The organism is Chitinophaga sp. 10T418, assembly GCF_056394125.1.
Genome location: NZ_JBFTHG010000001.1, coordinates 446391 through 472909 on the forward strand (window position 1 = coordinate 446391; position 26519 = coordinate 472909).

Here is a 26519-nt window from a genome sequence, read left to right on the forward strand (position 1 = left end):
GCGTAATTATTTTTTGTAGATCTGTATCGTTGCCTTTACAGGGTTTCCTTCTATTTGCGAATAGGGAATATTTGTGAAATCTGCAACGCCAAGGTCAGACCGTAGTAATCTGAGGCTTCCGGAAATAGGGTCATTGTAACGCACATCTGCATTCACCCGTGTTGAATAATCATTGAAGTTTACGTAGGTGCAATTCATCGTCAGCTCATCGTAAAGGCCTTGAAATTTGTCGATATCCTGCTGGATAAGGTTGACAATGTTTTGCTTATCGCTTTCACTCATATTAGCAAAGCCTGCCCAAAAAGATTGACGATCCAGCAGTTCCGCCAGTTTATTCCTTAATGCTATTCCAAATAAAAGACGATCAATTACTACCAGGCCGGGAATATCATATTGGATAATGATATCCTGGTTGGCCATCAATACACCAGATGAGAGGTTACTGATCGAAGGAGATAATACGCCGGTTGTTTTAATGCCATATGGCGTAGTTCCTCCCTCAAAAATGTCGGAGAGCGTACTTTTTTGTATTTCTGCCTTCGTTGGTGCGTTGAGTATATTGTTGAACTTCTGTGCATGCGTGATAAAAGCAATCAATAAGAAAAAGCATAGTATCGCAGTATGTTTCCTGAATATTTTCATCTTCATGTTATTTAGATTGGTTAAATAATAACGTTGCCGGAGAAACGAGTTTAATGATATCAGTGGACAGCTGTAGCTGGTCGTCAACAGCAATTTCCTGTTTTGTCAGCGGCGGATCATAGCTCCTGATATCAATAGGACGCAATGGTGTGCAGTAATAGTCGGTGCCGGCGCAGGGAATCCCGAGATGCTGTACTTCGCGATAGGTGATATTGGAAACATTACGAAGATCGTTCAGATTAAAACCGGCCTTGCGGATAGGATCATACAAACAGGGTACTGCATGATTACGCAACCATCCGTTGTAGCTGGCATTTTCCTTGAAGTTCACCAGCGGCAGGGAGAAATATACGGTTGATCCACAATTATATTTGTCACTTACAAAGCCATTGGCATCATATTGATCAAATGTTTCCACCGCTTTTAACCTGTTTGAGGGGGAGCCTCCGGGAGCATAAGCGGTAACATCTGAGAAGAACATGGCATTGAGTTTCTCTTTCAGTGTATTATACTGACTGGTACGGAAATAGTATTGGTACAGTACAATGTCAACGGTTTTATCAGAAAGCTTCAATTTATGATTGTTATTAAAGTTGGTCAATTGATCACTTTTTGATGGCGTGAGCCCGGCGAAGCGATTGGCAGAAATAGTCGGTGTAGCCCCCGGTTTTGCAGATAATTCCCTGTTTACGGAAGTTAGCATCGGGAGGTTTTGCGAAAACATTTCGTAATTATCCTGCGCGCTCATTTTTTTACGTTTAATAATTTCTACTTTTACCAGGCATTGATTTGGTAGACTGGGTATTTCAAAAGTCAGGTACCGGCTGCCGTTCAGCACCAGCGGTTTTTCGCTGGAGGCGATCACGCTTTTATTTTTTAATGCAGAAAAGCGGACAACGAGGTCATATTTTTCAGAAGGACTTTTTGTACATACATAATTTTTGTCGAGGATGATGGCGCCTTGTTTGGATTCTCCCTGTAAAAAGTAACGTTGGTTTGGGAATGGATAAGCACCCACACGATTTTTTGCGTCGGTGATCAATTCATCCAGCTTGCATTCGCCGGTTTTGAAAGCAACTGATTCGCTTGCATTTACTACACTGCCCTTGTAAAGCACATCCTGCCATTGATCGTTTATTTGTTGCTGCACTTTCACTTTTACGTCAAACCTGTATTTAGTCTGGGGCAATAGCGCATCTTCCGGACTTAGCACCAGGTCTTTATGATCGTCGTCCACAAACACGGGATAACTGTAAGGGTTTTTATAGTCAGCAAATACACGGTTATCGGCGAGATTGTTTACCTGGCAGTTTTCTAAAACCATGTGGTAGGTACGCAGTTCGTCATCCCCGTTATTATTCTTTGTTATCAGCTTGAAATCTTTTTCAGCGGGATAATTGAAAATTGCTTCAGGGTTGGCATTGAGTGGTACTTTGTCAGCCTGATCTGCAGGTCTTAGCTCCTGTATTAGCGGCATGGTGAATACCTGTGTTGGGGGGACGCATTTGTTGCCAATGGCAATGTGAAAGTTAACGTTGCCTTTTACAGCCCCGCCAAGTGCTTCATATCCCATTTGGGCGTATCCGTCAAACCAGTACGGTTTGGGGAGTCCACCACGTAATAGTAGGTTGGCATGTACATCTGCGGCTTTTACTTTTCCTTGATAAAAGAACAGGTCTACCTCCAGCCCAAGCTCTGCTTTAAGTCCTGCATATACCTGCCCTATGGCATACCAGCCGTTCATGCCTGGTAAGTCTGTTTCTCCTCCGCAGCCTTCTGTATAACGTGCCAGATTGATATCGAATCCGACACCAGCAGTTGCCGTCAGATAGAAAACCAGGTAATTCAATGTTTGTTTAAGTTTGAGACTTGCCCCTGTAACCATTCCGCCGGCAGCGGGATCGTAGGAAAGTTTCCGGTAACCTGCTAATTGGGACACATCTACTATATCGGGATCGGGATCGGGAATGGAGGCGTCAATTTGATTCCCGGCCATAAAATACGCCTTCATGTCAAGTAGGTCTACGATAGACACTCCTATACGGTTCGCCGGTTCGCCCAGCTTCAGATAATAATTGTGGTTGCCAACATCCGCCATCATCACAAACCATCCATCTCCCTTCACTAATGGCTCTATAGGTGGATAATTCAATTGTACCTGACCGGACATGGAATATACTTTGTCAGCAATTCCAATATGCCAGTCGATGATACCCTGAACCGGGGCGTTGCCATCGGGTACATTATCAGCCAATGCTGTCATCAGTTCAGCATATATTTTCCCGTCTATTGAGTTTACGCTAAAGCCGTTCTGGGTGTTGAATGTCATTCCTATTTCACCAAAACCTGAAAAAAGGTATCCGTCATTAGAACATACGCCTACTTTTGCTTTGAAGCCCAGGCTTCCGCTTTGCGGTTTGAAGGCTCCTTTTTCGTATTGATCCATGTGCTGAAAATAGTCCCTGGCTGAAACATTGTCATTGGCTGTGCGGGTCATATTGTAATAGGCGCCGCCGCCAAAGCCGTTAATGCTGATGCCTGGAGCAACAACGAGGGGCGTAAATTTTACGGAGGCATCAAAATACCAGTAATTAAATGATTTGTTACCGAACCTGACGTTTGAATGGACTTTCACTGCATCAAGACCGGTAAAGCTGGCATCCAGGAGGCCGGATATTCCGTCGCCGTACACAGGGTCATCATKGAAAAATTCCAGTGTACCCTGATCAATATGAACCAGTCCTGCCAGGTTACCGGAAATGCTTATTTTGTCAGGATGAAGATCCAGCCGCTTCCAGGTGGGTCTTGCTCCCGGGAGAATATCCGCTGCAACGGTTAGCGTAGTAGTGGCCTTGGGTAAAAGCTCGTTATTGATATCGCTTAAGTTGAGTCCAAAATCAAATTGTAATCCCGCCTTCATCCCTGTGAACACAGGATGAATATTGGAAATACTAATGGGAAATCCTGCCATAGAATGTTGTGGTGAAGCGAATCCCAACACCGCCTTCTCTACTGTTGCATAAGGTGCCTGGGTTTGCACTACTAAATGTTCCACTTTCACGAGATCTATGCCTATCTTATATCCCTGGATATTGCCCGCCAGGCTTAAGCTGCCAGAGAGGTCAGCAGATGCTGCTATACTTTTTGATTCATTATTATTGGTTACCCGTATGCTACAATTGCTCAGGTTTATATGTGCCCACCAGGCAGAAAAATCCAGGTCATTTTTTTGCTTTAGTGCAAATTCGTAGGACAGATCATTCCCGTTATCAATGGCTGATAAGGTACATGAGTAATCTATCTGGCTTTGGATATTATTCTTATCAGAAAGCGGCAATACCACTTTCCCATAAAGCCCACCTGACTTATATGCAGAATTCAGTAGTTTTATATTGATCTTGTCAACTGAACAATACCAGCCGCCAAGCGATCCATCATCCAGACTTACCACATTGTCGGCGCCTATTATACCGGTAACGCCGTCTTTGTCAAGCACAAGATTGGTAGCGCCAATGTTTAACTGATTACCAGTGTTTTTTGTGTTTTTTACGATGGAAGGCAGCGCTACAGAAACAGTGGGTATAAAGAATCCTGTCCATAGCGCATTGCCTATTACCGGATTTTTTTCACTCAGGTCGGCATCGCTAAAGGAGGTGGGCATGCCCGCTGGATTTCTTAAAGTGGAGTGATCATAAAAAGCGCCGGGTTTCAAATTAAATACTACATCATTCAATGCATTTAACTTGAATGGATCCATTGTTATGGAGGCCGTCCAATCGCTCCAGCTTTCTGCATCAGCATGTATCACTGCTTTTTCCTCCGTACCGTCTGTTTTTGTAAGTAGCGACACGGGGAAATCGTAGGTGGCATGGATGTGAAATTTTTTTGTATTGTCTCTTTTGGAGAGCAGTACATATGTACCGGGTTCCTGATCGGAACGGTAGCTTTTAAAGGTCAGGTTGATGGCCGGAACCTGGAAATCCTGGTTCAGTACAAACAGTGCATCGCCGCACATGGGTGAATTATTGCTGAAGCAAACATGCCTGGCAGACAGGGACAAAACATTGTTGGCATCTGCCAACTGTACAACGGCAATAGCATCATATGCCGCCTGTTGTGGGGTGATCTGCAGGTCCACCACGCCAATGTTAACAGCGTCTGGCGCCCCGATGGAATTTAAACCAAATGGTAACGGTATGCCTGCGCCGTTTTTTATGGCATCTAGATTATAATTTTTTATCTGGTCTATAAATGACTGGTAATTGGCAGTGGAAATAACAGGAGCGCCGCCATTGTTCATGAAATCGAAACCGTTTGCCTTTTTTCCGGAAGCAGTTCCTTCAATAGCAATACCGTCTTTATTTACCACCACATCTTTGAAGGACACTTGTATAGGCACGTTATTAACCAATACGGTGCCATCGCCGGATGCTTTAGTACCCTCGGTAAGGCTGCCGATCCGGATGATAAGGGAGGCCATGGTAAAGCTTCCTCCGGCTTTCAGTGCTGTATTATGATTGGTTTTATCAAGGGATGCAATGTTGGTAGCGCAGGAACAATTACCGTCCCTGATGAATGCAGGTTTTTCGACTACCGCGACAGGAGGCGTCTGGCCGTAATTGAATATAGCCATTTCGCTGCGCCCGTTATTTTCAAATGCTGTTTTCCCGTTGAGGTCCCGTGCCTGTACCATAACGGCATAATCACTTCCTTCATCCAGCTGAAAAGTGGTAAGGTTGGTAAATTGGAAATTGTTGATTGGTATATTGGATTGTTTCATGAATAACCCGGCGCCATATTGAACAGCATTGGTAAGCGATACGTTGGGGTCTTCACCTGGAAGTGTTTTTACCAGGTATAGATCGTAGACCAGTGCTGCACTTTGCATATTGCCGACAGGCCTTGTCCAGGTAATATTTACGTTTTGGTTGGGAGATGGTAGTATATTTTCATCAGGTATGGGAGATAATATTTTAGGGGGTACCACATAACCCACATTATAGGAAAAGCAGGAGCCGGCAGCTTGTGGATCGCTTACAGGAATATAGCCGCCATTAGGTTCGCGGACATATGCATATATGCAGAAGGAATAAAATCCTTCCGGCATCATGCCGAGTTGGAACAGATTGGAGTAAGACCTGTCGTCAAGGTTGGTTTGCAGATTATTGAGATCCAGGTAATTTTCATCCAACTGGTTTCCGGGTACCACCACGGTTTGCAAGCCTGGCACATGAATAGGGATAGTAGAAAATACATTGGGCTTTGTCTGGATATATTGGCCCCTGTCATTTTGGAAACGTCCCCGGATATAAACATCAAGTGGTGTTTGCGACTTATTAGTAAAGGAAATGACAGGTTTATTCGTATAGTCGGCTATGTAAGCTGAGTAAGGCGGCACCACCTGCACCGTTACAGCAATGGGATAACTTTGACTCTGTATACTCAGTGTGAAGCTGAGAAAGTAGAGAGAAGATATCAATAATATTTGCAGAACTTTTTTCACCGGATTATTTTTTAAAATGACATATTATATCTCGTGGATATCATTAATTGCTGCCGTGATGTATTTCCAGTCGTCTGATTATTCGTTACGTTGGTGTAATTGGTTGTCAGTTGTACTGAATGTTTTCCGAGAAACACCACTCCGATGGCAGGGTTCAGGGAGAAGGTTTTTCCCGTTGATTGATGGTTGAGTGAATTGGCGAAGTATCCTCCGGATAAAGTCAGGCTCACAGATTTTATTGCTTTTTTCTTTTCTTCCTGTTGCGGAACAATATTTTTTGTAACACCGAGATTGCAGCCTATTGTAGCTGAATTATTCCCGGTAAAGCGTGTGTTGAAATAATTTACGGCACTGCTGATGTTAATCCGCTGCTCCGGGAAGATCAGTGCATACACGAGGCTACTCATGGATGAGGTGAAATCCTGGTTGCTTTGCGCCTCATTGCTGTTATGCAGTTTTTGAAAACTTGCCTGTAAACTGATAGAATGTTGTAAGGCTTTTCTTTTGAGGAATAAATGCGGCGAAATCGAAATAGATTGATTCACCTGGCTGATGCGAACGGAATCATAACGGATAATTGTACCGGGGTCGGTTAGTTGTGGTATGATCTGCTGTGATATGCCATAGTTAGAATAGTTGATATCGATTCCGAAGGCGGAAGACGGCGAAATGTTGAGCGCGATATTTCCGATGGTGCGTTTGCTGTCGTTTACGCTGGTTTTTGCCAGGTTGTTCCGTTGCCAGCCAATATCGGATCGCAGATGTATTTTGTTTTTAAGAAAAGTATAACCGACCCCGAATGTATATTGTTCAATATCTGTTTGCATGTAAAAAGCCCCCATGGATTGGTAATCGGGATCCACCCTTCTGTATTTGAAGTTAACGTTGCCGGTTTTGAACTGGTAACGGATGGCGGCTTCTCCGGCAGAGGAAATCCGCGAACTGATGCGAGGCGCAAAGCTGGCCAGTTTGGCCCATTGGTTATCGGTTTCCAGGAAACCACTTGTTATATCGTTCGTATAATAACTTCCTGCTGCATCTACATTGATGTACAATACCTTTAAAATGGTAAGCTGTCCCTTTAATCCCAATACCTGGTTTGCAGCAGGTTTCACTTGTATACCGCTCAAAGACGAAATAGAACTACTGTCATCTTTGGCCTGCAGATAGGAAAGTTCCAGGTAGTTGGAGGCTGATCCATAACCCACCATTGCCGCGAATCCTTTTCGTTTGTACAAGGGAATGTTGTTATTCAGGTTATTGTATAAGGAGATATCGGTTACCGCATCGTTTAACTTTCCGTATATAAATGCCATCCTGAATTTTCCGGGAGTAAGTTCAAAACCCGCTCCCAGCATTTGCTGTCCGCTTAGGGTGAATTGGGAAAAATTCAGCGAACGCCAGCCCAGGTGCAGTTTTATCCATTTATAATACGGGCTCATACCAAAACGATTGAAGGGCGTATTGAAACTTTTATTCTGGCTGGCTATGAGAATGTTTATAGGGATTGCATAGCCGTATAAGGTAAGAACAGGATTAGCCTGTATGAAATAACTCGGAGTATGGCCAAAAGATATTGATGAAAGGGTGTCCCTGGTGCCGGAAAAAGCAGTATAATAATTGAGCCCGGCTGAAACACTTCCATGCAGCGTTACAGGAGGATTTTTTTTGAGATTCTCCAGATTCTGTGCATGCAATTCACCTGTAATAACAGGGAGCAGGAACAATATTATTTTAACGACGTTGCGTTGCATATTTTAGCTAGTTGCGGTTGTTCAGGGCAGGGGGCCTATGCGCTGGCAAACCTGATCATAATTACTCCGGTGGCAACTGACACCTCCCGGCTACATGTTAGTTTTTAGCTATTACAGGAGTAGCACCTACTGGTCCATATATAGGGGCTGTTTGTATGTAGTTAGGGAGTCTTGCATACATTGATCTTGAATCCACCCACATCTTATCGCCGGAAGGAGAGAGTACGCCAAAGTAAGGCAACAGTTTCCTGTTTTCTTCATTATAGCCAGACATATACACCATAGCACCCTGTTGCACATATAGTACTTGCAGTATTCCTGGTGTAGGTATCTGAGGAGTAGCTGTTTCAGGTGCATAATTTCCGTTTCTGAAATAAACTGTCACATTATTATTACCACTTTTCCGGAACTCAATAGTATTCAGATCAGGATAGGAATCCTTAAACATCCCATGCCAGGCAGTACCCGTTAAAGAAGGTGCAGCAGTGGGGAATAACTCCAGTGAAATAGAAATAAGGGCGTTAGGCTTATTCGCATCTGCAGTCGTGCTGGTGAGTTTTTGTCTGTTTGCTATCACCATTGTCTGGTGGTCATTAATTTCAGGAAAGTCAACAATGACCCGAGTGCTGTGGTCTGCGTCAGTACTGTCTATGCGCGTGATAACACCATTGATGCTATCTTTTTCTATGAATGTGTTGTTGCCATTAAACACAAAGAAGGAATACAAGACAGCGGTGGTATCTGAATTGAATTTAAGACAACAAGGAGGGTCGTATTCGCGACCGGGGCTTACAATATGATAGGAGCCCACCCACTGCGTGTTTGTCAGGAACGAGTGAGAATTATTTGGCTGCTGCTGCGGTGTGGTGTTATCCTTTTTGCAACTGATGAATACCAGTATCGATATGATGAAAAAAATGGTAAGGTTTAATAATAGTTTCGTTTTCATATCTTTTTAGCATTTAATAGTGATCTGATTGCGCTGCACTTTAAATGTATTATTGCAGCCAGCTTACCATTTTAGCATATAGTTTATCTGTCCAGTTACCGCCACAATGGCTATTGCAACTGTTATCCGTGATGCCTTCGCTTAATATTTTAAAAGGAGAGCTGTTGGGTATGGCATCAAATAGCGCCTTGCCGGCCAGGTCACCTTCATTATTACCGCTGCAGACAATGCTGTATACAGGCAGATGAAAATAGGTGGATTGTGTGGAGCCACAGGCTGCCAGCAGGCCTTTGCAATAAGCAAGTCCTGCATAATCGGCAGTGTAAGTAAGCAGCATAAAGCTGGCATAGGAATAGCCGCCTATTACGGACCTGTTTTTATCAATGCTATATTTGGTGGCCAATGCATTTATGCATTTATCGTAATCGTCTCCGATCATTTTAGCGCTTGCATTCCAATCGGCCAATCCAGGTGTTTTGCGATATTGTACAATGGCTGCAACGTAATTACCTTGCGCCGCTCTTTTACACAGATCATTTTCCGGAGCGCCCTCCATGCTGCCAGGTGATGGGTGGTTTTCATCATTCCCGCTGCCCATTACCAGTATCCCCTTGAAATCAGCCACATTATTCTTGACAAATACCTTATAGGTAATACCATTGCGGGTTTCGATAGTCTGATTTATATCATCGTTGTTTATTTCAGCCACATTGTCATTCTTTTTGCATGATAATATGCTGATGATCAGCAGGTAGACGAATAATATTTTGGAGGGGTTCATCTGTCAATGTTTTAAGAGGTCCTTCATCAAAGTTTTATAGTAAAAGCATATCAGAAAAACTTCAGTTAGCCGTTTACAGGATTGAGTGAGTAGGCGGAGAATTATAGCCGCTCCATTCCTGTTTCAAGCAGCTTTTCACCAGCTGCCAGAAAAGTTTGTTGCAGATTTTTATTATCGGTAGCTGCTGCGGCCTGTTGAAACTCCAGGGCCACTACAGCCAGTTCAACTGCCGACCATTCAGGATGAGGATCCGGATCAGGGGGATAGGGGCCTTTCGGTTTTTTAATTTTGGGCGGATTTGGGCAGAGGTCATCCACGAACCTGTTAAGATAATGCGCTACGAAGTCGACAGATTGTTGACTTTCGTTGGGCTGAACGGCTGCGGCTACGTCATGTATGAGAAGAACGCGATCAATTACCGCACTGGCAAGTGAATGAACAAAGACAATACCTGGTGGAAGGGGTTGTGGATTGAGGGCAACATGTGAAAACGGTCCGCCGCCGAAGATGTCCCATACCTCGGGGCGGCGTCTGGCAATAATCCGCCAGGATTGGACACCTAATCCGAATGTCACCATAGACTCCAGCGCCTGACGGATGATAGGGCCCCATGGACCGGGTGGCTGGGGATCATCAGGGTTGGGGTAGGCATCTCCATAAATCAGTTGGCTGGCTAATGAAACCAGCTTTTGCGGGGTGAATGTTGTGATGTTTTTCATAGCATAATTTTTTGTAGGTATGCTATTAGTCGTGATTTAATTATGCAGGGGAAACAACCATTTAATTATTTTTTTGGATACGCTGGATAGGGCGTAAACAGGAATGAAGTGGTGGGTAAGCAGGTGCATACCAGGATTATTAAGAAGCCGTTACCAATGCATGCCCGGAAAGTGTTCTACTTTTTGACGGTATTACATTCGTAACGACATTCTCTTTTTATCAGTTATCTGTTGAAATCATTACGGAATGACTTTCATCTTTCTGAAATTGTCAAAAATCTCCATGAACATCGCTTCGGTATCTACAAACCCGTGGAATCCTGCTCTTCGTGCTTTGGAGCCATCGGCAAAAAAGTCGTAGTCCCAGGAGAACACAAAGTCCCCGAATTTCCAGGAAGAAACTTCTGCGTAGCTGTATTTCAGACCATACTTTTCCATCATCGTATTCCACAGCGGTTCTTTATCTGCCATGACTACATCGAGTTGCATCGGTAACGGATCTGCTGCTTCCAGGCCAAAGTAGCGGGCAATACGCGGCCAGAGGTCGGACCAGCGGAACAGGTCACCATTGTTGATATTAAATGCCTGGTTAGTGCCGGCAGGACTTTCTGCCGCCCAGGTGGTGGCTTTGGCCAGGAGATTCGCGTCTGTCATTTCCATCAGCTTATGATAAGCACCCGGTTTGCCCGGGAAACGGAGTGGGAGACCCAGTTCTTTGGAAATGGCAGCGTATACAGCAATGACCATGGCCAGGTTCATAGGATTACCCAGTGCAAATCCACCTACTACGGAAGGGCGGATAGCTGACCAGGTCCAGGATTTTCCGTGCTGCATATTTTCCAGGAAATGCTGCTGCGACATGTTGAATTCCGGTGGCATGAAGCTACCGGCATCGGTTTCACGGGCGGGCGTTTTAAACGGACCAAGATGAGCGCCATATACTTTGTATCCCTGCATCAGGCTGATGTGCTGTAATTGTGTAGCTACGGGTTCCACTACTTCGACTACGTTCCTGAGCATGGTCATATTAGGTGCCACCAGTGCCGCCCAGCTGTCGCGGTCCTGGTAAGCGGCATAAAATATATGCGTTACCGTAGTCAGATGTCCCAGTTTCTCGCGGGTGTCTTCCCGGCTCATTAAGTCCACTGCAATGTGTTTTACCTGCGCCGTATCTTCTCCACCTCTTCTGGATAAACCAATAATATCCCATGATTGCTGTGTTAAGAGGTAGTCAGATAAATTACGTCCTATTACTCCCTGTGCACCTACTATCAGTGCTACTTTCCGATTATTATGCTGTTCCATATTACTGTTGTATTTTTAGTATCGATTTTGATAACACAAAGATCGCTACCGGGCAGATCACCACATTTGTACATCACGGGGGATAATTGGTATATTTCAACGAATGAAGAGATACATACAACTTGAGTACCTGAAAGTATCGCACTTTACAGCTACGGAATGGCAACATCCGGTGCATAACCACAATCACTTTGAACTGATTTTTGTGCATCAGGGCAGGGGTACGCATTGTATATCAGGGATGAATTATCCTTATACCGGTCCTTGCCTCTTTTTGCTGGCACCTTGTGATGCCCATCACTTTGAGATCACCACACCCACCACTTTTACCTTTATTAAGTTCACCAACGTATATCTCCACGGGAGCGGGCACCTGCGGTTTCAACAAAGCTGGAATCAGGAATTAGATAAATTACTGCTGCAGGCCCGTGAGCAAAGAATGTTTGGTGCTGATACCAGCAGGATGGAGCAGCTGGTGAAGCTGATCACTACAGAATGGCAGGCAGTGCAGGATGAAAATAACGAAACCATTTTCTTCCTGCTACAGGCATTGTTTACCATGATTAAAAAAGCCGGTGACAACGAGTTACCGCAAAAAGGAGCTGCTAACGGCGCCCGTGTAACAGCTATTCTTCATCATATTCATGAACATATACATCAAACAGATGAAGTGCAGATAGAGCAGCTGGCTGAAATTTTCGGATACTCGAAACATTACCTGGGAGCTTTTTTTAAGGAACAAACCGGGAGTACACTGCGGGAATATGTGAACCAGTACAAATTACACCTGTTGGAAAACAGGTTGCACTATAGTGCTTTTTCGTTGAAGGAAATCAGTCATGAACTGGGATTCAACGACCAGAGTCATCTGAATAAATTTTTCCGGAAATATCATGGAGTAAGTCCCTCTGCCTACCGTGAGCAGGTACAGGCTTCCTAGCGTAGACACCGCCTGTAATCCGCAGCGACGGTTTTTCACTATCATACAAAAACAAAAAGGGAAAGTCATTTGACGAAATATATCAGGAGAATACGCATCTGCGTTGATCACTGTCTCCTGCTTTTAAACGAATACTAATTTACCCCCTGTTTTAAACGATTTTCTCCCCCGGCCTCCTTGGGTAACAGCCTTATATTGCCAACGTTATTTCCACGACTAAGCTGATATTATTAACCCTCATCTTTCACGTTTAAAGTGCTTAATTATGAAACGATTACTATTCTATCTCCCCTTGACCCTCCTTTTTTTCGGCTGTTCAAAAAATATGAAGGAAAACATCCCGAACAGCCTGACAAAGGAGAAAATTGTTACCACTACTTCACTGCTGGAGGCAGCCTCCTCCGACTTCAAAGGTGTTAACTGGGCGGATCCGGCAGACAACTTCAAAGATGATTTTGTAGTACCAAGCGGACTGGTATCTTCCGACAGTTACGCCACCACCAAAACCAAAGCAGCTAATATTATTAATGCTTTTAAGCAACGGGGCGCCAATACCATCCGCATGCCGATTAATCCACCGTCCGTGCTGCAAGCCTGGTGGGGCAGCTATACCGCTGCTATTGACACTGCGGCCAATAGTGGCATGAAAGTAATTCTGTGTTACTGGGAAGGAAGCAGTTCCCGCGACGGTGTAGTTGATAACACTACACAGTTCTGGAATATGTGGCAAACAGTAGTGAATAAATACATCAATAACAGCAATGTTTATTTTGAAGTCTTTAATGAACCGCATGGCTATAGTTTATCCAATCTGAACAATTTGTATGCAGACTGGCTCACACATTACCCCAATGTGCCTAAAAACAGGATACTGCTGGATGGGGCCGGATATGCGAGCGATGTGAATGGGGTGGGTGCAGACAGTCGGTTGAATACCTGTTTATTATCCTATCATGACTACACCTGGTTTGATAACAGCAAAACAACGGTAGCTGATTGGGAGTCGGCGATATCAGGCATCAGTTACCCGGAAAGAACAGTGGTCACAGAGTTTGGTATTCCTATGACTAATGGAAAAGATTATCTGGGCGCGCCGGGGCAGGACCGGGAGATTGCTTACTTCCAGGGAATTACCAACCGCGTGCGTTCCCGCGGTATAGGTTGTGTGTACTGGCCCGGATTAAGAGATGGAGATGGTTACAGCTTATTAACATTAAGTGGTACTACGGTTACCACCAATAATGCATCAGGACTGTCCCGCTTGCAGTATGCCTGGGGTAATAACAATATTACGCAGCCTGCCGGAGTATTTGACGGCAGTGCATGGTATAAGGTTGTTTGCCGGCAGAGTAATAAAGGCCTTGATGTTAACGGTTCTTCGACTACCAACGGTGGAAGCATTGTGCAATGGGATTATTGGGGTGGTACAAATCAGCAATGGAAATTAACCAGTCTGGGTAATGGGTTGTTCTCCATCACGAACCGTAACAGTAATAAATCGCTGGATGTGAATGGTAGTTCTACAACCGGGGGCACAGGGATTGTGCAGTGGGATTATTGGGGCGGTACCAATCAACAATGGAAAGTGGTGGATATGGGCTTTGGATATTACCAGGTGACCAATGTCAACAGTGGGCTGGCGCTGGATGTAAACGGTGCATCCAACACGAATGGTGCGGACATTATTCAGTGGTATTGGAGCGGTAATGCCAATCAGCAATGGCAGATCGTAAAGTTATAAATACAAAAATATCATCGGGTTTTTCGCGGAAGAACATTAAGAAGGAGGCTGTCTACAGACAGTCTCCTTCTTAATTAATTAATGTTTGCGGCCACCGGCAACACCCAGTTGTTTCAACATGCGGCCATGTTCCCACAAGGCATGTATGAAAGTAGGTTGTACCTGGTATGGTAAATTAAATGCTGCCGCTTTTGCCTTTATAATAGGGGCGAGTTTCCGGTAATGTACATGACAAATGCCGGAAAACAGGTGGTGTTCGATCTGGTAATTTAATCCGCCTATGCACCAGGATAATACGCGACTGCGCGGGGCATAGTTGGTCGTATTCACGACTTCATGGATGGCCCAGCTGTTTTCCATTCTTTTCACATCATCCACTACCACCGGTGTAGCAAATTCAGACGAAGTCATGACATGCGCAGGCTGGAAAATGCAGGCGAGTAATAGTCCTGCAGTAAAGTGCATGAGGAAAAAGCCCGTCAGCACCCAATACCAGGGCATACCGGAAAATAATAACGGTAATACGAGAATATATCCATAGTAGAATACCTTGAATACGGAAATTCTGAACATGGCCTGTTTTAATGAAACTTTTTGTTTTACGAGCAGGCCATGATTTTTATAACGCAGTACCTGTAAATAATCTTTGGCGGTCATCCAGAATAAGGTCATCAGCATATAGAAGAACCAGGCGTAGATAAACTGATACCTGTGATACCAATGGCGTGGCTGGTTGGGAGAGAAACGCAGAAATTTGATACTATCAATATCTTCATCTAATCCGGTTACGTTGGTATAGGTATGGTGCAGCACGTTGTGCTGTATTTTCCAGGTAGCGGCATATCCGCCGATTACTTCCAATATATGGCCTATGAAATTATTGACACTTTTTTTAGGAGAAAAGGCGCCATGATTAGCATCGTGCATGATGGTGGCGCCTATGCCAGTCATGCCCAGCCCGGTGAGCAACCACAACGCCAGGTACAGCCAGATATTACCGGCGCCGGCACCTACTACCATTAAAGTATACGGTACAAAATACAGGGAAAGCATCACGATAGTTTTAATCCACATCTCTCTATTGGCATAAATAGAAATTTTATTTTCGGTGAAATATTCCTGTACTGCAGCCATAGCAGCTTCTATAAAGCTGTTATTACCGCGCGAAGCAAAGCGCACTATATGCCATTCATCTTTTTTCATTTTCATCTTTTAATAAGGAAACAGAAGTATGTAATTGTAAACAAGCAGGAGGAAGAAATGCTATTCATTGTGTAATGGGTGTAAGGTACGGTAATTTGTTTTAGCAGGTATTTAGCAGATTTTATCACTAGTGAAAAAGAAAGTATATTACGGTTTGCACATGCAACAACCTATATATAACTGTCAATTATGGAACACTTGCTTACCGCAGATGCGCTGATTAGTCTTTTGACGCTAACCGTACTGGAAATAGTACTTGGTATTGATAACATTGTATTTATTTCTATCCTGGCAGGGAAGCTGCCGGCAGACAAGCAAAAGAAAGCACGGCGCCTGGGATTGGGACTGGCTATGTTTGTACGTGTTTTATTACTGTTATCTATCAGTTGGATCATGTCGCTGACAAAACCGCTTTTTAATGTGGGTGACTGGATAGGTATACAACATCCGGATTGGTTGGAAAAGATGGCTATTTCCGGCAGGGATCTTATTTTGCTGATAGGTGGATTGTTCCTGATCTACAAAAGTACCGCCGAGATACATGAAAAGCTGGAAGGTGGAGAGCATGGAGAAGCAAAAGGAAAAGCCATGAGATTTGGTCAGGTAATTGTGCAGATATTATTACTCGATATTGTGTTTTCGCTGGATTCTGTCATCACCGCTGTGGGGATGGCAGATCATGTGGAGATTATGATTGCTGCTGTGGTGATAGCAGTAGGTGTGATGATGCTGGCTTCAGAATCCATCAGTCATTTCGTTAACAGGCATCCTACAGTGAAAATGCTGGCGTTGTCTTTCCTGTTGCTGATTGGTGTTTCCCTGATTGCAGAAAGTTTTGATCAGGATATTCCCAAAGGATATATTTATTTCGCGATGGCATTCTCCGTATTTATAGAAGTACTGAACCTGAAAATGAGATCACGTTCGGAAAAGCCAGTGAAGCTACATTCGCCCGAATTACCGGAAAAAGATAAATAAGTTATTCATCTGCTGAAGAATAAAATTATAACGGGAAAGGGCATACGATTTTATTGGGGTGTACTGCTTTCCCGGATAATTAACTTCCATGGCAGAATAATTTGCAGGTTAGCCGGAAAAGTGGTACATCGTATGAAAGAATGGAATAGCTTTGCTTTTTTACCAGGAACAAAACTATCGTCATGAACTTTTACACACGGAAATGGGTAAAGCCGGAGGATCTGAATGCACACGGAACTTTATTTGGCGGCAGCCTGCTGCGCTGGATCGATGAAGAAGCTGCTATTTATTCCATTATTCAGCTAGGGACCAATCGCTGCGTGACAAAGTACATGTCTGAAATTAACTTTATCAACTCTGCCAAACAGGGCGATATCGTGGAACTGGGCATCAAGGCCACCCACTTCGGCCGTACCTCACTTACCCTTACCTGCCAGGTGAGAAACAAGATTACGCAGAAAACGATTCTCACGGTGGACAGAATGGTGTTTGTTAGTGTAGATGAATATGGTAAACCCGTACCACATGGCAGAACTGCTATCACGTATACGGATGAGCGACTGAGAGAAGAATAAATTTATATTTTCAGTCCGCCGAACATACTGAACAGAATGATGCCCAGTACGATCATGGTAATCACCACATAGAGCTTATCTTTTTCTATAGCAAAAGCGATCAGGGAGAAAAAGATGCGGAGAATGGGAGTTGCCAGTAATACGAGTACGCCCAGTTGTATTATTTCGGTGGCGTTGCCGGTAGCTACACCATGGAAGATGCCCCGGAAAGAGGTGTAATCCGCGCCTTCTCCCTTAAACACACTATACTCCGGAATGCTGGCAGCACCTTGCTGTACCAGGTATAAGATACCTCCCAGCAGCGCAATACAGCTGGCTGTGATAACGCCTATCCTCAGTACCTGGCCAATGAATAATTCAATATCTCGATCTACTAATAATTTCTTCAAAGGTTTCATGCTGCTGTTGTTAAAACTGGTGATGTAATCCGTTATAGATCATTTCTATGGCTACAAACGTAATGGCCACCCCAAAAATGATCCGCAACGTAGTAGGGTTAATCAGGGTGAGTATTCTCGCGCCTGTGAAGGCGCCGCCCAATACACCCAGTATCACCGGGAAAGCAATGCCCGGATCTATATATCCCCTCTGCAGGTATACCACTGCACTAGCCGCCGCAGTAACACCTATCATGAAGTTGCTGGTAGTGGTACTTACTTTGAAAGGAATGCGCATGGTACTGTCCATTGCCAGCACTTTCAACGCACCGGAGCCAATGCCCAGCAGGCCGGAGAGCACGCCGGCGACCAACATAATAGAAAATCCGCCGCCTACATTTTTCAGTTTGTAATTGACTTCACCATTAGGTGTAGGATAGCTGCTGTTGAGCTTCAGCAGGTAAGATAATTTGCTGCCGGTTTGTTCTGCATGTACATTCTTTTTGCGGATGGTCATGGCTGCAGAAAATATAAGTACCACGCCCAGTAAAATGGCAATGGCATTAACCGGCATAAACACGGCGATGAGTGCACCTGCCACCGCACCTGCGGTGGTGGCTATTTCCAGGAACATGCCGAGCCTGATGTTAGTGATACCTTCTTTTATGTAAGCCGTAGCGGCACCGGAGGAGTTGGCGATAGACGCCAGCAGCGCGGTACCTATGGCGTAACGGATGTCTACGTGAAATATAAGTGTGAGCAGGGGGATGAGAATTACGCCGCCGCCCAATCCGGTGATGGAACCTAAAAGCCCTGCCATGTAAGCGCTTCCCAACAGGATAACGCTGAATATCAGAATATTCATCTTTCAAAATTTAATAATTGTTGTCCAGGATATCTTCCATTACCTGCCTGGATAATTTGGCGTTGCCGCTTTTGATGGCTTTATATAAAGCTTCATGCAAATGATGACTGATTGCAAAATGGCTGATGCTTTGAGTGTCGCGCTTAGCAAAGAAATCGCGGATCACGGCAGTGAAGCTGCGGAACAGGTCTGCCAGTACGTTGTTGCCGGAAGCTTTGGCGATGGCAGTATGAAAGGCAATGTCTGCATCCATGCATTGCTGGTATTGTTGTTCCAGGATGGCTTTTTTGCGTTGTTCCAGCAGGAGTTTCAGTTGTTGGATATCTTCCTTGGTATGATTTTCTGCTGCGAGTTTTACGATTTCATAATCCAGCATACGTCTTACCTGGTTAATTTCTTCGAAGTCTGCCCGGCGCAGGCGCTGGTCCAGCGATTCCGCTTTAATGGTTTCATTCACAAAGGTGCCGGCGCCCTGTTGTACCCGCAGTACCCCGCTCATGGCCAGGGTTTTAATTGCTTCGCGGATGGTGGAGCGGCCCACCGCGTATTGCACCATCAGTTCCGGTTCTGCCGGTATTTTCTGTCCAGGCTTGTATTTCCCCTGAGAAATATCTTTCTGTATGGCGTTGATGACGCGGTCTGATAATTTGGATGTCTGATCCATGAATTCACATTTACAATACAAAGGTATGATGTTTAGTTAAACATCAGATGTTTTATTTTTCAAAAGAGAAAAGCGCATTTGTTTTTCGCTGTGTACAACATAGTTGTAACATTTCCTGCTTTTGTACAGAGAGATTATTATCTTACCTATTCAAACTCCGGAGCCGGCAACGGCATTAAAATAAAGTACTAAGCATGCATCGCAGAAATTTTCTACAAGCTGGTTTGCTGACTGCTACCTTTTCTTTACCCGACGCTTATTTTCCTGGCAACGTCTATGCTGCCACTAACGAGGGATTTATTGTAAATGCCGGAATAGGCGGCAATAATACCGTGGATCTGCTCGGCCGCATAACGCCCGACTGCCTGGAACATAAACCGGAACTGACCATTCTCATGATTGGTACCAATGATATGAATTCCCGCAAGCATATTCCATTACTGCAGTATGAAAAAAATCTGCGGGAGATCGTATCAAAAATAGTGGCTATTAAAAGCCGGGTTTTGCTGATGACTATCCTGCCGGTATATGAGCCCTATTTGCATATCCGTCACCCGGCTGCTTTTTATGAACCGGAAGGTCATACCGAACGAAAACGACAGGTGAATGAAGTGATCCGCAAGGTGGCGGCAGATTACAGGCAGGATCTGCTGGATATGCATTTTATTTTTCAGCAAACAGGCGACATCGGTGAAGGAGCAGAAAGCTTGATTAAAAATGTTGCCAACAGTAATGTAACAGATGGTGTACACCCAACACCCGCAGGCTACCGAACTATGGCAGTGGCCATTTTCGAATACATTCAACAGAAAAAGCTGCCCCGCAACCGGATCGTTTGTTTCGGTGACAGTATCACTTTTGGCGATGGTGGCATAGAAGGGAAAAGCTATCCCGCGTATCTTAAAAAATTATTATTTGCATGAGAAAAGTAGGTTTACTGATCACGGCACTGTTGTTATCCACATTATTTTCCCGGGGTACTGTGCCTGTTTATAAGGCAGATGTGATTATTTACGGTGGTACTGCTGCTGCGGTCATCGCCGCCGTGCAAGTACATAAGATGGGGAAAAGTGTGATCGTAGTATCTCCTGATAAACATCTGGGTGGCCTCTCTTCCGGGGGACTCGGCTTTACTGATACTGGTAATAAATCTGTTATTGGTGGCCTGGCACGGGATTTCTATCACCGTATCTGGCTGCATTATCAGCAACCATCCGCCTGGAACTGGCAAAAGCCTTCTGAGTACGGGAATAAGGGACAAGGTACGCCAGCTATGGATGGCGCTGCACGCACCATGTGGATCTTTGAGCCACATGTGGCAGAGCAGGTGATGGAAGATTATGTCCGGGAAAATAACCTCGTTATTTACAGAGACGAGTGGCTGAACCGGGAGCAGGGGGTAACAAAGAAGGCCGGCAAAATACAGGCGATCACTACTTTGAGTGGGCATACTTACAGCGGTAAAATATTCATTGACGCCACTTATGAAGGCGATCTGATGGCAGCAGCAGGGGTGAGTTATACTGTGGGCCGGGAGGCAAATGCTACTTATGGCGAATCCTGGAATGGAATACAGACGGGCGTTTTGCATCACGGGCATTATTTTAAACAGCAGATCAGTCCTTACCGAATTGCCGGAGATGCCGGCAGTGGGCTGTTACCGGGTGTATCCGCAGAAAATCCGGGTGAAAAGGGAGCAGCGGATCATAGAATCCAGGCTTATTGTTTTCGTTTATGCCTGACCGATAACGCTGCCAACCGGATATCTTTTCCCAAACCGGTCGGGTATGATGCTGCTAAGTATGAATTGTTGGGCCGGGTGCTGGACAGTGGCTGGAATGAAGTATTTAATAAATTTGATCTTATCCCCAATCATAAAACCGATGTGAATAATCATGGTCCTTTCAGCATGGATAATATCGGCATGAATTACGACTATCCGGAGGGAAGCTATGCCCGCAGAAAGGAAATTATCCGGGAGCATCAAGTGTATCAACAGGGACTCCTGTATTTTCTGGCCAACGATCACCGGGTGCCGGCGGCTATTCAGGCCCGTATGAAAACATGGGGCTTATCGGCCGATGAGTTTAAGGATAATGGGAACTGGCCGCATCAGCTGTATATCCGGGAAGCCCGGCGTATGAAAGGGGAGTTTGTGATGACAGAGCAGACCGTTGTCGGTAAAAGCGAGGTACCTCAATCTATCGGCATGGGCTCTTATACATTGGATGCGCATAACGCGCAGCGCTATGTGAAAAAAGATGGCTTTGTACAAAATGAAGGAGATATAGGTGTGGATATTAAAGCGCCATATAAAGTGGCTTATGGGGCAATACTACCCCATCAGCAGGAATGCAGTAATCTGTTGGTACCTGTTTGTGTGTCGGCTTCCCATATTGCCTATGGCTCTATCCGGATGGAACCCGTATTTATGATATTGGGGCAAAGTGCTGCCACGGCTGCGGTACTGGCGATTACAGAAAATAAGGCGGTGCAGGAAGTCGATTACGAAAAATTAAAAGCGGAGTTGTTGAAAGATCAGCAGCACCTGGAAACGGGACTGTAAGCGTAAAGTGTTCTATCATCCCTCTATTCATTAAAAATGCAGTAAACCGGTATTGACCCGGTTTACTGCATTATCTTTTTTTATAATGAAGTAAAAAAAGAATTTGGGGGTAAATTAACAAAAGAGGAAAGGCCGTATATATGCGTTGGTAAGTTCAGGCGTAGGATGCCGGTTTTTCAATTTTTCCATATGATCCTTTTCCATAAATGAACTCTGATGCAAAAATATAGTGCTGTAGCGGACTTCAGGCATTTGTAGTATCTACAAGGTGACTACAGCATTCCTTTTTTTATATCTACAAAACAACTACAAATAGTATTTTTGCAGGATGAACTGTATCAAATGGAGGCTGGTATTTGTGTTATGTGCCATCATTAGCCTGCTATCTACTGCTACTTTAGATGCCCAAACCGTGCTGGATTCATTAAAGCAGGTATTGACGCAACGGACGTTAACGCCGGAGGAACAGGTGTTAACAAGATTGAAACTGAGTCGTGCTTTAATAAGCCATGATCATAAAGAAGCGCTTGCAAATGCGCAGGTAGCTTTATCGATGAGCCGTTCTTTAAAGGATAGTAAGTATGCCGCACAATGTCATTCTTCCCTGGTGTCGTTAATGTTTGGACAGGAAGAAGTGAAGAGGGTGCAGCTACAGCTGGACAGCGCTTTTCTGCTGGCAGAGCAGTCAGGCGATCCGTTGACGATGGAGAATGTATGGTACCGGAAAGGATGGCTGGAAAATAGGATAGGCAAGCCACATGATGCCGTGAAGAGCTTTCAGCAGGCATTAAAGTATGGTGTTGGGCAACCGGCAAACAGTTTAGAGACCAGTATTTTATATAATCTTTCTTCCATTTATGCAGACTGGGATGATCTGGAAAACCAGTCGCGCTACGCCTTTGCAACCCTCGATGCCACAAAGCGCTTCCCCGATCCGGATGATATGTGTAATGCTTACCAGGCTATTGCCGGCAGTTATGAGAACCGGTTTGCCCGTGATACCAGTGCCCGGAAGCTGCTGGATTCCTCCCTGTATTACAACCGTATCGCCATACAATACTACCAGCAAAATAAGAACAGGATCAGCTTTCCGAGTATATTGGGGCTGGTAGCGTTGAATACCGCTAATCTGTATGCGGAATATTTTCCACGCAGCTACCGCGATTCTGCCCTGCATTATCTGCAAATTTCCCTGGAAATAGGTACCGCTACTGATCAGCAGGAGGTCATCGCCAGTAGTTATGGAATGATGAGCAGCTTTGAAATAGAAGACGGGCATTATGATCGTGCCTCCCATTTTTTAATGGCAGGGTTAGAAACTTTGCTGAGGTCTACTTCTCCCGATAATAAGGTGATGGCGCATCTCATGAGTGCTTTGTCGGAGGTGGCGGAAAAGAAAGGAGATCTGTTGGGGGCGCTGCACTACTCCCGTGAGCACAGTAAATATTATGCAGCGGCTTTTGACGCAGAAAAAATGTCCATCACCAAAAGACTGGAAGCGCAGTACCAGGCGCAGCAAAGAGAGCAGGAGCTGAGTGCATTACAGGAAAAGGCGGCTTTCAATAAAAAGCTGAACATCGTATATGTGATATTGATAGTGGCCTGTATACTGGTGCTGGTATTTCTTTTCCGTTCTTATCATTTCCGGTTGAAATCTACTATTCAACAGCAGGCGTTGCTGGAAAAAGAAAAACAGGATGCCGTATTACAGATGCGGTTGAAGGACGAAGAAGCCAGAGCGCTGGCACTGGAAAAACAGGAAGCCGCCCTGCAGGCAAGACTCCAAAGTGAGGAAGCCGCGCGGCTACAGGCCGAACAGCAACTGATGCAGGCCCAGAAAGAACAACTGCAGAAAGACTTACTGGCCGGAGCTTTACAGGTAGAACAGAAGAATGAACTGCTGCAAACATTGCAGGAGAAACTCTCTGAAAAATCGGGCGATCGCAACCTGGTAGGGCAAATTACACGTATGATAGATCAGCATAGGCGTATGGATGAAGACTTTGAAACGGCGAAGACAGAGCTGGAAAATATTCATCCGGAATTTTTCAGCCGCCTGCAGGAGAAGGCTGGTAATACTTTGACCCGCCTGGATCTGAAGCATTGCTCTTATATATCCATGGGTTTATCTACCAAAGAAATTTCTTCCAGGATGGGCGTAGCACCAAAAAGTATCCTGATGTCGCGCTACCGGATTAAGCAAAAACTGGGGCTGGGCAAAGAAGAAGGACTGGATGCCTGGTTGATGAATATGGTACAGTAGCTACATATAAAGAATGAGACTGACTATAACAGCCAGTCTCATTCAAGGGTTTACCTCATTCACAAGGAAAATCTTTACACCCGGCACTTACCAGGGGCATTTTCTTTAGTTCTGCAGGAAAACAAACTTGTTTTCAAACATTTTTCCTATTACAGGTATAGGTTGTTGTACATTGTTGTTGGCGTTGATGATGCCAAAAACCATAAATACCACGGGTAAGAAACCTGCAAAAGAGAGTATACTACTCAGCGCTGCGGGTAAAACAGCGATCACAATTCCGAGTGCAACAGACCAGATGATACTGGCTATCACAAGACCCAGGGCCTGTTCCAGGTGATAATTAACCAGGGCGCTTCTCTCTTCTTTACTTTTTACATAAGCAATGATCCATCCTATCAGGGTGATGTAAGCAATCATAGCCCATTGATTTGTTTTCATAGTTTGTTGCGTTTTTTTTGGTTTAACGATGATGTATGGCAAAGGTAAAATGACCTGATAGCAGTTGGTGTTTTATGTCTACTACACAATGTCTACACGTTCGGAGATAAGGTACTACAAAGTAACTACATCTATCTTTATAAATTAAAAATCAATTATTTGAACATTCTATTATTTTATATTTTTAGAGAAGCACACACAGCGGGACGGTCAGGCGTGGCACAATGATTGTTGCGCAGCTGGTATGAAAAAAGCAATTATACCTTCCATATTTCAGGTTATTGGTTTGGGAATAGTTACCGGGATGCGTAGTGCGATGGGGCCTGCCTTCACGAGCTATTCATTGAGCCAGGAACCTTCCGATAAACTACGTCGCTCACCTCTGGCCTTTATGCAAAAGCCGGGTACTGCGCGTTTTTTACAAACCATGGCGGCAGGGGAGCTGGTGGTAGATAAAGCCCCTGGTGCAGGAGATCGTATAGCCGCTGCCGGTATTGCCGGCAGAGCGCTTTCAGGTGCATTGGTAGGCGCTACCCTTTATCAGGCCAAAGGAGGCAAAGCCTGGAAAGGTGGACTAATAGGAGCCGTGGCAGCAGTAGCCGCTGCCTATGCATTCTTCTATCTGCGCCGGGAAACAGGCCGTAAATTTAAAGTAAGAGATGCTGCATTGGGAGGCGTGGAAGATGCTGTGGCAGTGGGTATAGCGGCAGTGTCGATACGGAAATAATGATCTGTTCCAGGAATTATTTTTTGCAAGTGTTGTTTTATTTAAGAAAAAAACTACATTTGCATCCCGTTAAACAATGCCTAATAGTATAATGGTAGTACGATAGATTTTGGTTCTATTTGTCTAGGTTCGAATCCTGGTTGGGCAACAAAGCGTGATACAATTTTACTATAAAATTGTACCACGCTTTTCCTTTTTAAAGAACTGATTGTCAGGTGCCACAATTAATATTCTCCTCTAATCTTATTTTTTTGAGGTACAGTCTTATCATTATTATTCCTCTTATAGTAGTCTAAAACAAACCTATGTGATTATCAGATGAATAACTCATTTTTCATTTCTTTCGTTCTTGAAAAATTCGGCATCCGGGATGCCTGAGCAAACTATATTCGAACTTTATAATTATAAGTGGGGAGGTGTTTGCTTCCTACCCAGGCATGCTTGTGATATTTTAGCGAGGTCGTGTAGCCAATGAAGAACGTTTTTCGAAGTCTCAAAATCAATTGTATTTCCCTTCTTGTGCTAAATTAGCTTAATCTTTGCGCACATTGAATCATCGAAATTGGAGCGAAAGTTTTGAATTCCGGGTTCATGTATGGTTTTGTCCTGTATTGAAGAAAAATGAGTTTCCAGATCAGACGTACCAAAAATGATTCGAACCCTTCTTTTCAGATTTCGGCTAAATACAGCTTCGATGAAAACGAGATTTCTGGCAAGTATTAAATTGATTAATCTTCTTTTTAAGCCAGGGTCAGCACACTCGTAGAGATAATCCAAATGAGAAATTTGGGATGCAGCCTGATCAAGATTTAATTTTTGCCTGTATAAACCAACATAATCATCCGTTGCCTTCAGATTTGTTATTCCATCCAGGAATAGCGCATTAATTTTGTCAGACCTTACCCTGTAATGGCAAGGGGCGTGGCAATGGTAATAATAATATCGCTTTGTGTGGCCCTTGGAGGCACTACCATAAAGCTTTCTATGGCAACAGGGGCAGTATATAAACCCACGTAATGGTAATAGATTATTTATGGGTTTGTCTATATAAGGTCCCCTTTTTTCTGATCTAGTATGCGTTGCACCTGGTCAAACAGCTCTTCATTTACTAATGGTTCATGAACTCCTTTCACTTCGTATTTTTCTTTGCCGAGGAGTTCGGGAATTTTAACTCTTCCACAGTATACAGGGTTCTTTATTATACCCAAAAAGTCCCTAAGTTACAATGTAAACCTTCATTTATGCTTTGTTTATACAGTCTGCCAATAGAAGTATTCTGTTTCACAATGCGAGTAAATACTATCGGAAGGCGTCCCAGCCATCGTCCTTCTTGTTTGACCCTATGCAACTGCAACCATTTTGATAGCAGTTGGCATCGCTTTTTATGAATCTTGTAATGTTCCACTTTTGACGATTCTTCGCCACTGATATCTTTGATATCAGAAAAAAATGAGTGATAAGAAATCGTTGTAGGCTTTTTGTGTATTTTAAATCGTCAAAGCTCCCCAATGTAGCTATGAAAAGCTTTA

22 protein-coding genes and 1 tRNA gene are annotated in these 26519 nt (G+C 44.3%); 9 read left to right on the forward strand and 14 right to left on the reverse strand.

Annotation, left to right across the window (positions count from 1 at the left end; all coding sequences use genetic code 11):
- Positions 1-6 precede the first annotated feature (6 nt).
- The 7 genes from AC1DCV_RS01885 to AC1DCV_RS01915 form a co-directional block, all read right to left on the reverse strand.
- Positions 7-648, reverse strand: a complete 642-nt coding sequence (locus AC1DCV_RS01885; protein WP_477021572.1) for a hypothetical protein — start codon at positions 646-648, stop codon at positions 7-9.
- A gap of 1 nt (position 649) precedes the next feature.
- Entirely contained in the window at positions 650-6145 is a 5496-nt protein-coding gene (locus tag AC1DCV_RS01890; RefSeq protein ID WP_477021573.1) for a hypothetical protein, read from the reverse strand.
- A gap of 11 nt (positions 6146-6156) precedes the next feature.
- A complete protein-coding gene (locus tag AC1DCV_RS01895) occupies positions 6157-7899 on the reverse strand; it encodes a hypothetical protein (protein ID WP_477021574.1) in 1743 nt (580 codons plus the stop codon).
- Positions 7900-7996: 97 nt separating this feature from the next.
- Positions 7997-8848, reverse strand: coding sequence for a hypothetical protein (locus AC1DCV_RS01900; RefSeq protein WP_477021575.1), 852 nt, complete (start codon positions 8846-8848; stop codon positions 7997-7999).
- Positions 8849-8897: 49 nt separating this feature from the next.
- Positions 8898-9629 (reverse strand): hypothetical protein, encoded by a 732-nt coding sequence (locus tag AC1DCV_RS01905; RefSeq protein WP_477021576.1) that lies wholly within the window; start codon positions 9627-9629, stop codon positions 8898-8900.
- A gap of 101 nt (positions 9630-9730) precedes the next feature.
- Positions 9731-10348: a hypothetical protein gene (locus tag AC1DCV_RS01910; RefSeq protein WP_477021577.1), complete on the reverse strand. Its 618-nt coding sequence runs from the start codon at positions 10346-10348 to the stop codon at positions 9731-9733.
- Between the two features lie 240 nt (positions 10349-10588).
- Positions 10589-11653 (reverse strand): SDR family oxidoreductase, encoded by a 1065-nt coding sequence (locus tag AC1DCV_RS01915; RefSeq protein WP_477021578.1) that lies wholly within the window; start codon positions 11651-11653, stop codon positions 10589-10591.
- Between the two features lie 103 nt (positions 11654-11756).
- Here AC1DCV_RS01915 and AC1DCV_RS01920 point away from each other — a divergent pair, with 103 nt between their 5' ends.
- Both AC1DCV_RS01920 and AC1DCV_RS01925 read left to right on the forward strand, forming a co-directional pair.
- Entirely contained in the window at positions 11757-12593 is an 837-nt protein-coding gene (locus AC1DCV_RS01920; RefSeq protein WP_477021579.1) for a helix-turn-helix domain-containing protein, read from the forward strand.
- A 265-nt stretch (positions 12594-12858) separates the two neighbouring features.
- Positions 12859-14334, forward strand: a complete 1476-nt coding sequence (locus tag AC1DCV_RS01925; RefSeq protein ID WP_477021580.1) for an RICIN domain-containing protein — start codon at positions 12859-12861, stop codon at positions 14332-14334.
- A gap of 78 nt (positions 14335-14412) precedes the next feature.
- Here the strand turns inward: AC1DCV_RS01925 and AC1DCV_RS01930 are convergent, their stop codons facing one another.
- Positions 14413-15537, reverse strand: coding sequence for a fatty acid desaturase family protein (locus tag AC1DCV_RS01930; protein WP_477021581.1), 1125 nt, complete (start codon positions 15535-15537; stop codon positions 14413-14415).
- A 189-nt stretch (positions 15538-15726) separates the two neighbouring features.
- Between AC1DCV_RS01930 and AC1DCV_RS01935 the strand changes: the two genes are divergently transcribed.
- Both AC1DCV_RS01935 and AC1DCV_RS01940 read left to right on the forward strand, forming a co-directional pair.
- Positions 15727-16515, forward strand: coding sequence for a TerC family protein (locus AC1DCV_RS01935; RefSeq protein WP_477021582.1), 789 nt, complete (start codon positions 15727-15729; stop codon positions 16513-16515).
- A 182-nt stretch (positions 16516-16697) separates the two neighbouring features.
- Entirely contained in the window at positions 16698-17090 is a 393-nt protein-coding gene (locus tag AC1DCV_RS01940) for an acyl-CoA thioesterase (protein ID WP_477021583.1), read from the forward strand.
- A gap of 2 nt (positions 17091-17092) precedes the next feature.
- Here AC1DCV_RS01940 and AC1DCV_RS01945 read toward each other — a convergent pair whose 3' ends face one another.
- Genes AC1DCV_RS01945 through AC1DCV_RS01955 form a run of 3 tightly spaced genes read right to left on the reverse strand, consistent with a single transcriptional unit; the run spans position 17093 to position 18996 of the window.
- The gene (locus AC1DCV_RS01945) at positions 17093-17488 is read right to left on the reverse strand and encodes a DUF1634 domain-containing protein (protein ID WP_477021584.1); all 396 of its coding nucleotides are present in this window, start codon (positions 17486-17488) and stop codon (positions 17093-17095) included.
- Between the two features lie 10 nt (positions 17489-17498).
- Positions 17499-18332, reverse strand: coding sequence for a sulfite exporter TauE/SafE family protein (locus AC1DCV_RS01950; RefSeq protein WP_477021585.1), 834 nt, complete (start codon positions 18330-18332; stop codon positions 17499-17501).
- Positions 18333-18342: 10 nt separating this feature from the next.
- Positions 18343-18996 carry a FadR/GntR family transcriptional regulator gene (locus tag AC1DCV_RS01955; protein WP_477021586.1) on the reverse strand — a complete coding sequence of 218 codons (654 nt, stop codon included), beginning with the start codon at positions 18994-18996 and terminating at the stop codon, positions 18343-18345.
- A 194-nt stretch (positions 18997-19190) separates the two neighbouring features.
- Here AC1DCV_RS01955 and AC1DCV_RS01960 point away from each other — a divergent pair, with 194 nt between their 5' ends.
- The 3 genes from AC1DCV_RS01960 to AC1DCV_RS01970 all read left to right on the forward strand — a co-directional run bounded on the left by AC1DCV_RS01960 (position 19191) and on the right by AC1DCV_RS01970 (position 23825).
- On the forward strand, positions 19191-19919 hold the full coding sequence (locus AC1DCV_RS01960) for an SGNH/GDSL hydrolase family protein (RefSeq protein WP_477021587.1): 729 nt from the start codon (positions 19191-19193) through the stop codon (positions 19917-19919).
- Positions 19916-21562, forward strand: a complete 1647-nt coding sequence (locus AC1DCV_RS01965) for an FAD-dependent oxidoreductase (protein WP_477021588.1) — start codon at positions 19916-19918, stop codon at positions 21560-21562. The genes AC1DCV_RS01960 and AC1DCV_RS01965 overlap by 4 nt, the downstream gene beginning before the upstream one ends.
- Positions 21563-21890: 328 nt before the next feature.
- Complete coding sequence (locus tag AC1DCV_RS01970) at positions 21891-23825, forward strand: hypothetical protein (protein WP_477021589.1); 1935 nt, start codon at positions 21891-21893, stop codon at positions 23823-23825.
- A 105-nt stretch (positions 23826-23930) separates the two neighbouring features.
- Here the strand turns inward: AC1DCV_RS01970 and AC1DCV_RS01975 are convergent, their stop codons facing one another.
- Positions 23931-24263 (reverse strand): magnetosome magnetite crystal formation protein family, encoded by a 333-nt coding sequence (locus AC1DCV_RS01975; protein ID WP_477021590.1) that lies wholly within the window; start codon positions 24261-24263, stop codon positions 23931-23933.
- Positions 24264-24507: 244 nt separating this feature from the next.
- Between AC1DCV_RS01975 and AC1DCV_RS01980 the strand changes: the two genes are divergently transcribed.
- On the forward strand, positions 24508-24990 hold the full coding sequence (locus AC1DCV_RS01980) for a hypothetical protein (protein WP_477021591.1): 483 nt from the start codon (positions 24508-24510) through the stop codon (positions 24988-24990).
- A 77-nt stretch (positions 24991-25067) separates the two neighbouring features.
- Positions 25068-25138: transfer RNA gene (locus AC1DCV_RS01985), tRNA-Gln, on the forward strand.
- Between the two features lie 374 nt (positions 25139-25512).
- Here AC1DCV_RS01985 and AC1DCV_RS01990 read toward each other — a convergent pair.
- Entirely contained in the window at positions 25513-26037 is a 525-nt protein-coding gene (locus tag AC1DCV_RS01990) for a recombinase zinc ribbon domain-containing protein (RefSeq protein WP_477022072.1), read from the reverse strand.
- A complete protein-coding gene (locus AC1DCV_RS01995) occupies positions 26034-26198 on the reverse strand; it encodes a recombinase family protein (protein WP_477021592.1) in 165 nt (54 codons plus the stop codon). Before AC1DCV_RS01995 ends, AC1DCV_RS01990 begins: the two co-directional genes overlap by 4 nt.
- Positions 26199-26519: the final 321 nt, after the last annotated feature.

Excerpts from the sequence above, each read along its gene's own strand:
- AC1DCV_RS01920 (WP_477021579.1), top strand. The coding sequence starts at position 11,757 with ATGAAGAGATACATACAACTTGAGTACCTGAAAGTATCGCACTTTACA.
- AC1DCV_RS01910 (WP_477021577.1), bottom strand. The coding sequence starts at position 10,348 with ATGAAAAACATCACAACATTCACCCCGCAAAAGCTGGTTTCATTAGCC.
- AC1DCV_RS01925 (WP_477021580.1), top strand. The coding sequence starts at position 12,859 with ATGAAACGATTACTATTCTATCTCCCCTTGACCCTCCTTTTTTTCGGC.
- AC1DCV_RS01955 (WP_477021586.1), bottom strand. The coding sequence starts at position 18,996 with ATGGATCAGACATCCAAATTATCAGACCGCGTCATCAACGCCATACAG.
- AC1DCV_RS01885 (WP_477021572.1), bottom strand. The coding sequence starts at position 648 with ATGAAGATGAAAATATTCAGGAAACATACTGCGATACTATGCTTTTTC.
- AC1DCV_RS01905 (WP_477021576.1), bottom strand. The coding sequence starts at position 9,629 with ATGAACCCCTCCAAAATATTATTCGTCTACCTGCTGATCATCAGCATA.
- AC1DCV_RS01980 (WP_477021591.1), top strand. The coding sequence starts at position 24,508 with ATGAAAAAAGCAATTATACCTTCCATATTTCAGGTTATTGGTTTGGGA.
- AC1DCV_RS01895 (WP_477021574.1), bottom strand. The coding sequence starts at position 7,899 with ATGCAACGCAACGTCGTTAAAATAATATTGTTCCTGCTCCCTGTTATT.
- AC1DCV_RS01930 (WP_477021581.1), bottom strand. The coding sequence starts at position 15,537 with ATGAAAAAAGATGAATGGCATATAGTGCGCTTTGCTTCGCGCGGTAAT.
- AC1DCV_RS01950 (WP_477021585.1), bottom strand. The coding sequence starts at position 18,332 with ATGAATATTCTGATATTCAGCGTTATCCTGTTGGGAAGCGCTTACATG.
- AC1DCV_RS01940 (WP_477021583.1), top strand. The coding sequence starts at position 16,698 with ATGAACTTTTACACACGGAAATGGGTAAAGCCGGAGGATCTGAATGCA.
- AC1DCV_RS01900 (WP_477021575.1), bottom strand. The coding sequence starts at position 8,848 with ATGAAAACGAAACTATTATTAAACCTTACCATTTTTTTCATCATATCG.
- AC1DCV_RS01945 (WP_477021584.1), bottom strand. The coding sequence starts at position 17,488 with ATGAAACCTTTGAAGAAATTATTAGTAGATCGAGATATTGAATTATTC.
- AC1DCV_RS01935 (WP_477021582.1), top strand. The coding sequence starts at position 15,727 with ATGGAACACTTGCTTACCGCAGATGCGCTGATTAGTCTTTTGACGCTA.
- AC1DCV_RS01975 (WP_477021590.1), bottom strand. The coding sequence starts at position 24,263 with ATGAAAACAAATCAATGGGCTATGATTGCTTACATCACCCTGATAGGA.
- AC1DCV_RS01965 (WP_477021588.1), top strand. The coding sequence starts at position 19,916 with ATGAGAAAAGTAGGTTTACTGATCACGGCACTGTTGTTATCCACATTA.
- AC1DCV_RS01960 (WP_477021587.1), top strand. The coding sequence starts at position 19,191 with ATGCATCGCAGAAATTTTCTACAAGCTGGTTTGCTGACTGCTACCTTT.
- AC1DCV_RS01915 (WP_477021578.1), bottom strand. The coding sequence starts at position 11,653 with ATGGAACAGCATAATAATCGGAAAGTAGCACTGATAGTAGGTGCACAG.
- AC1DCV_RS01970 (WP_477021589.1), top strand. The coding sequence starts at position 21,891 with ATGAACTGTATCAAATGGAGGCTGGTATTTGTGTTATGTGCCATCATT.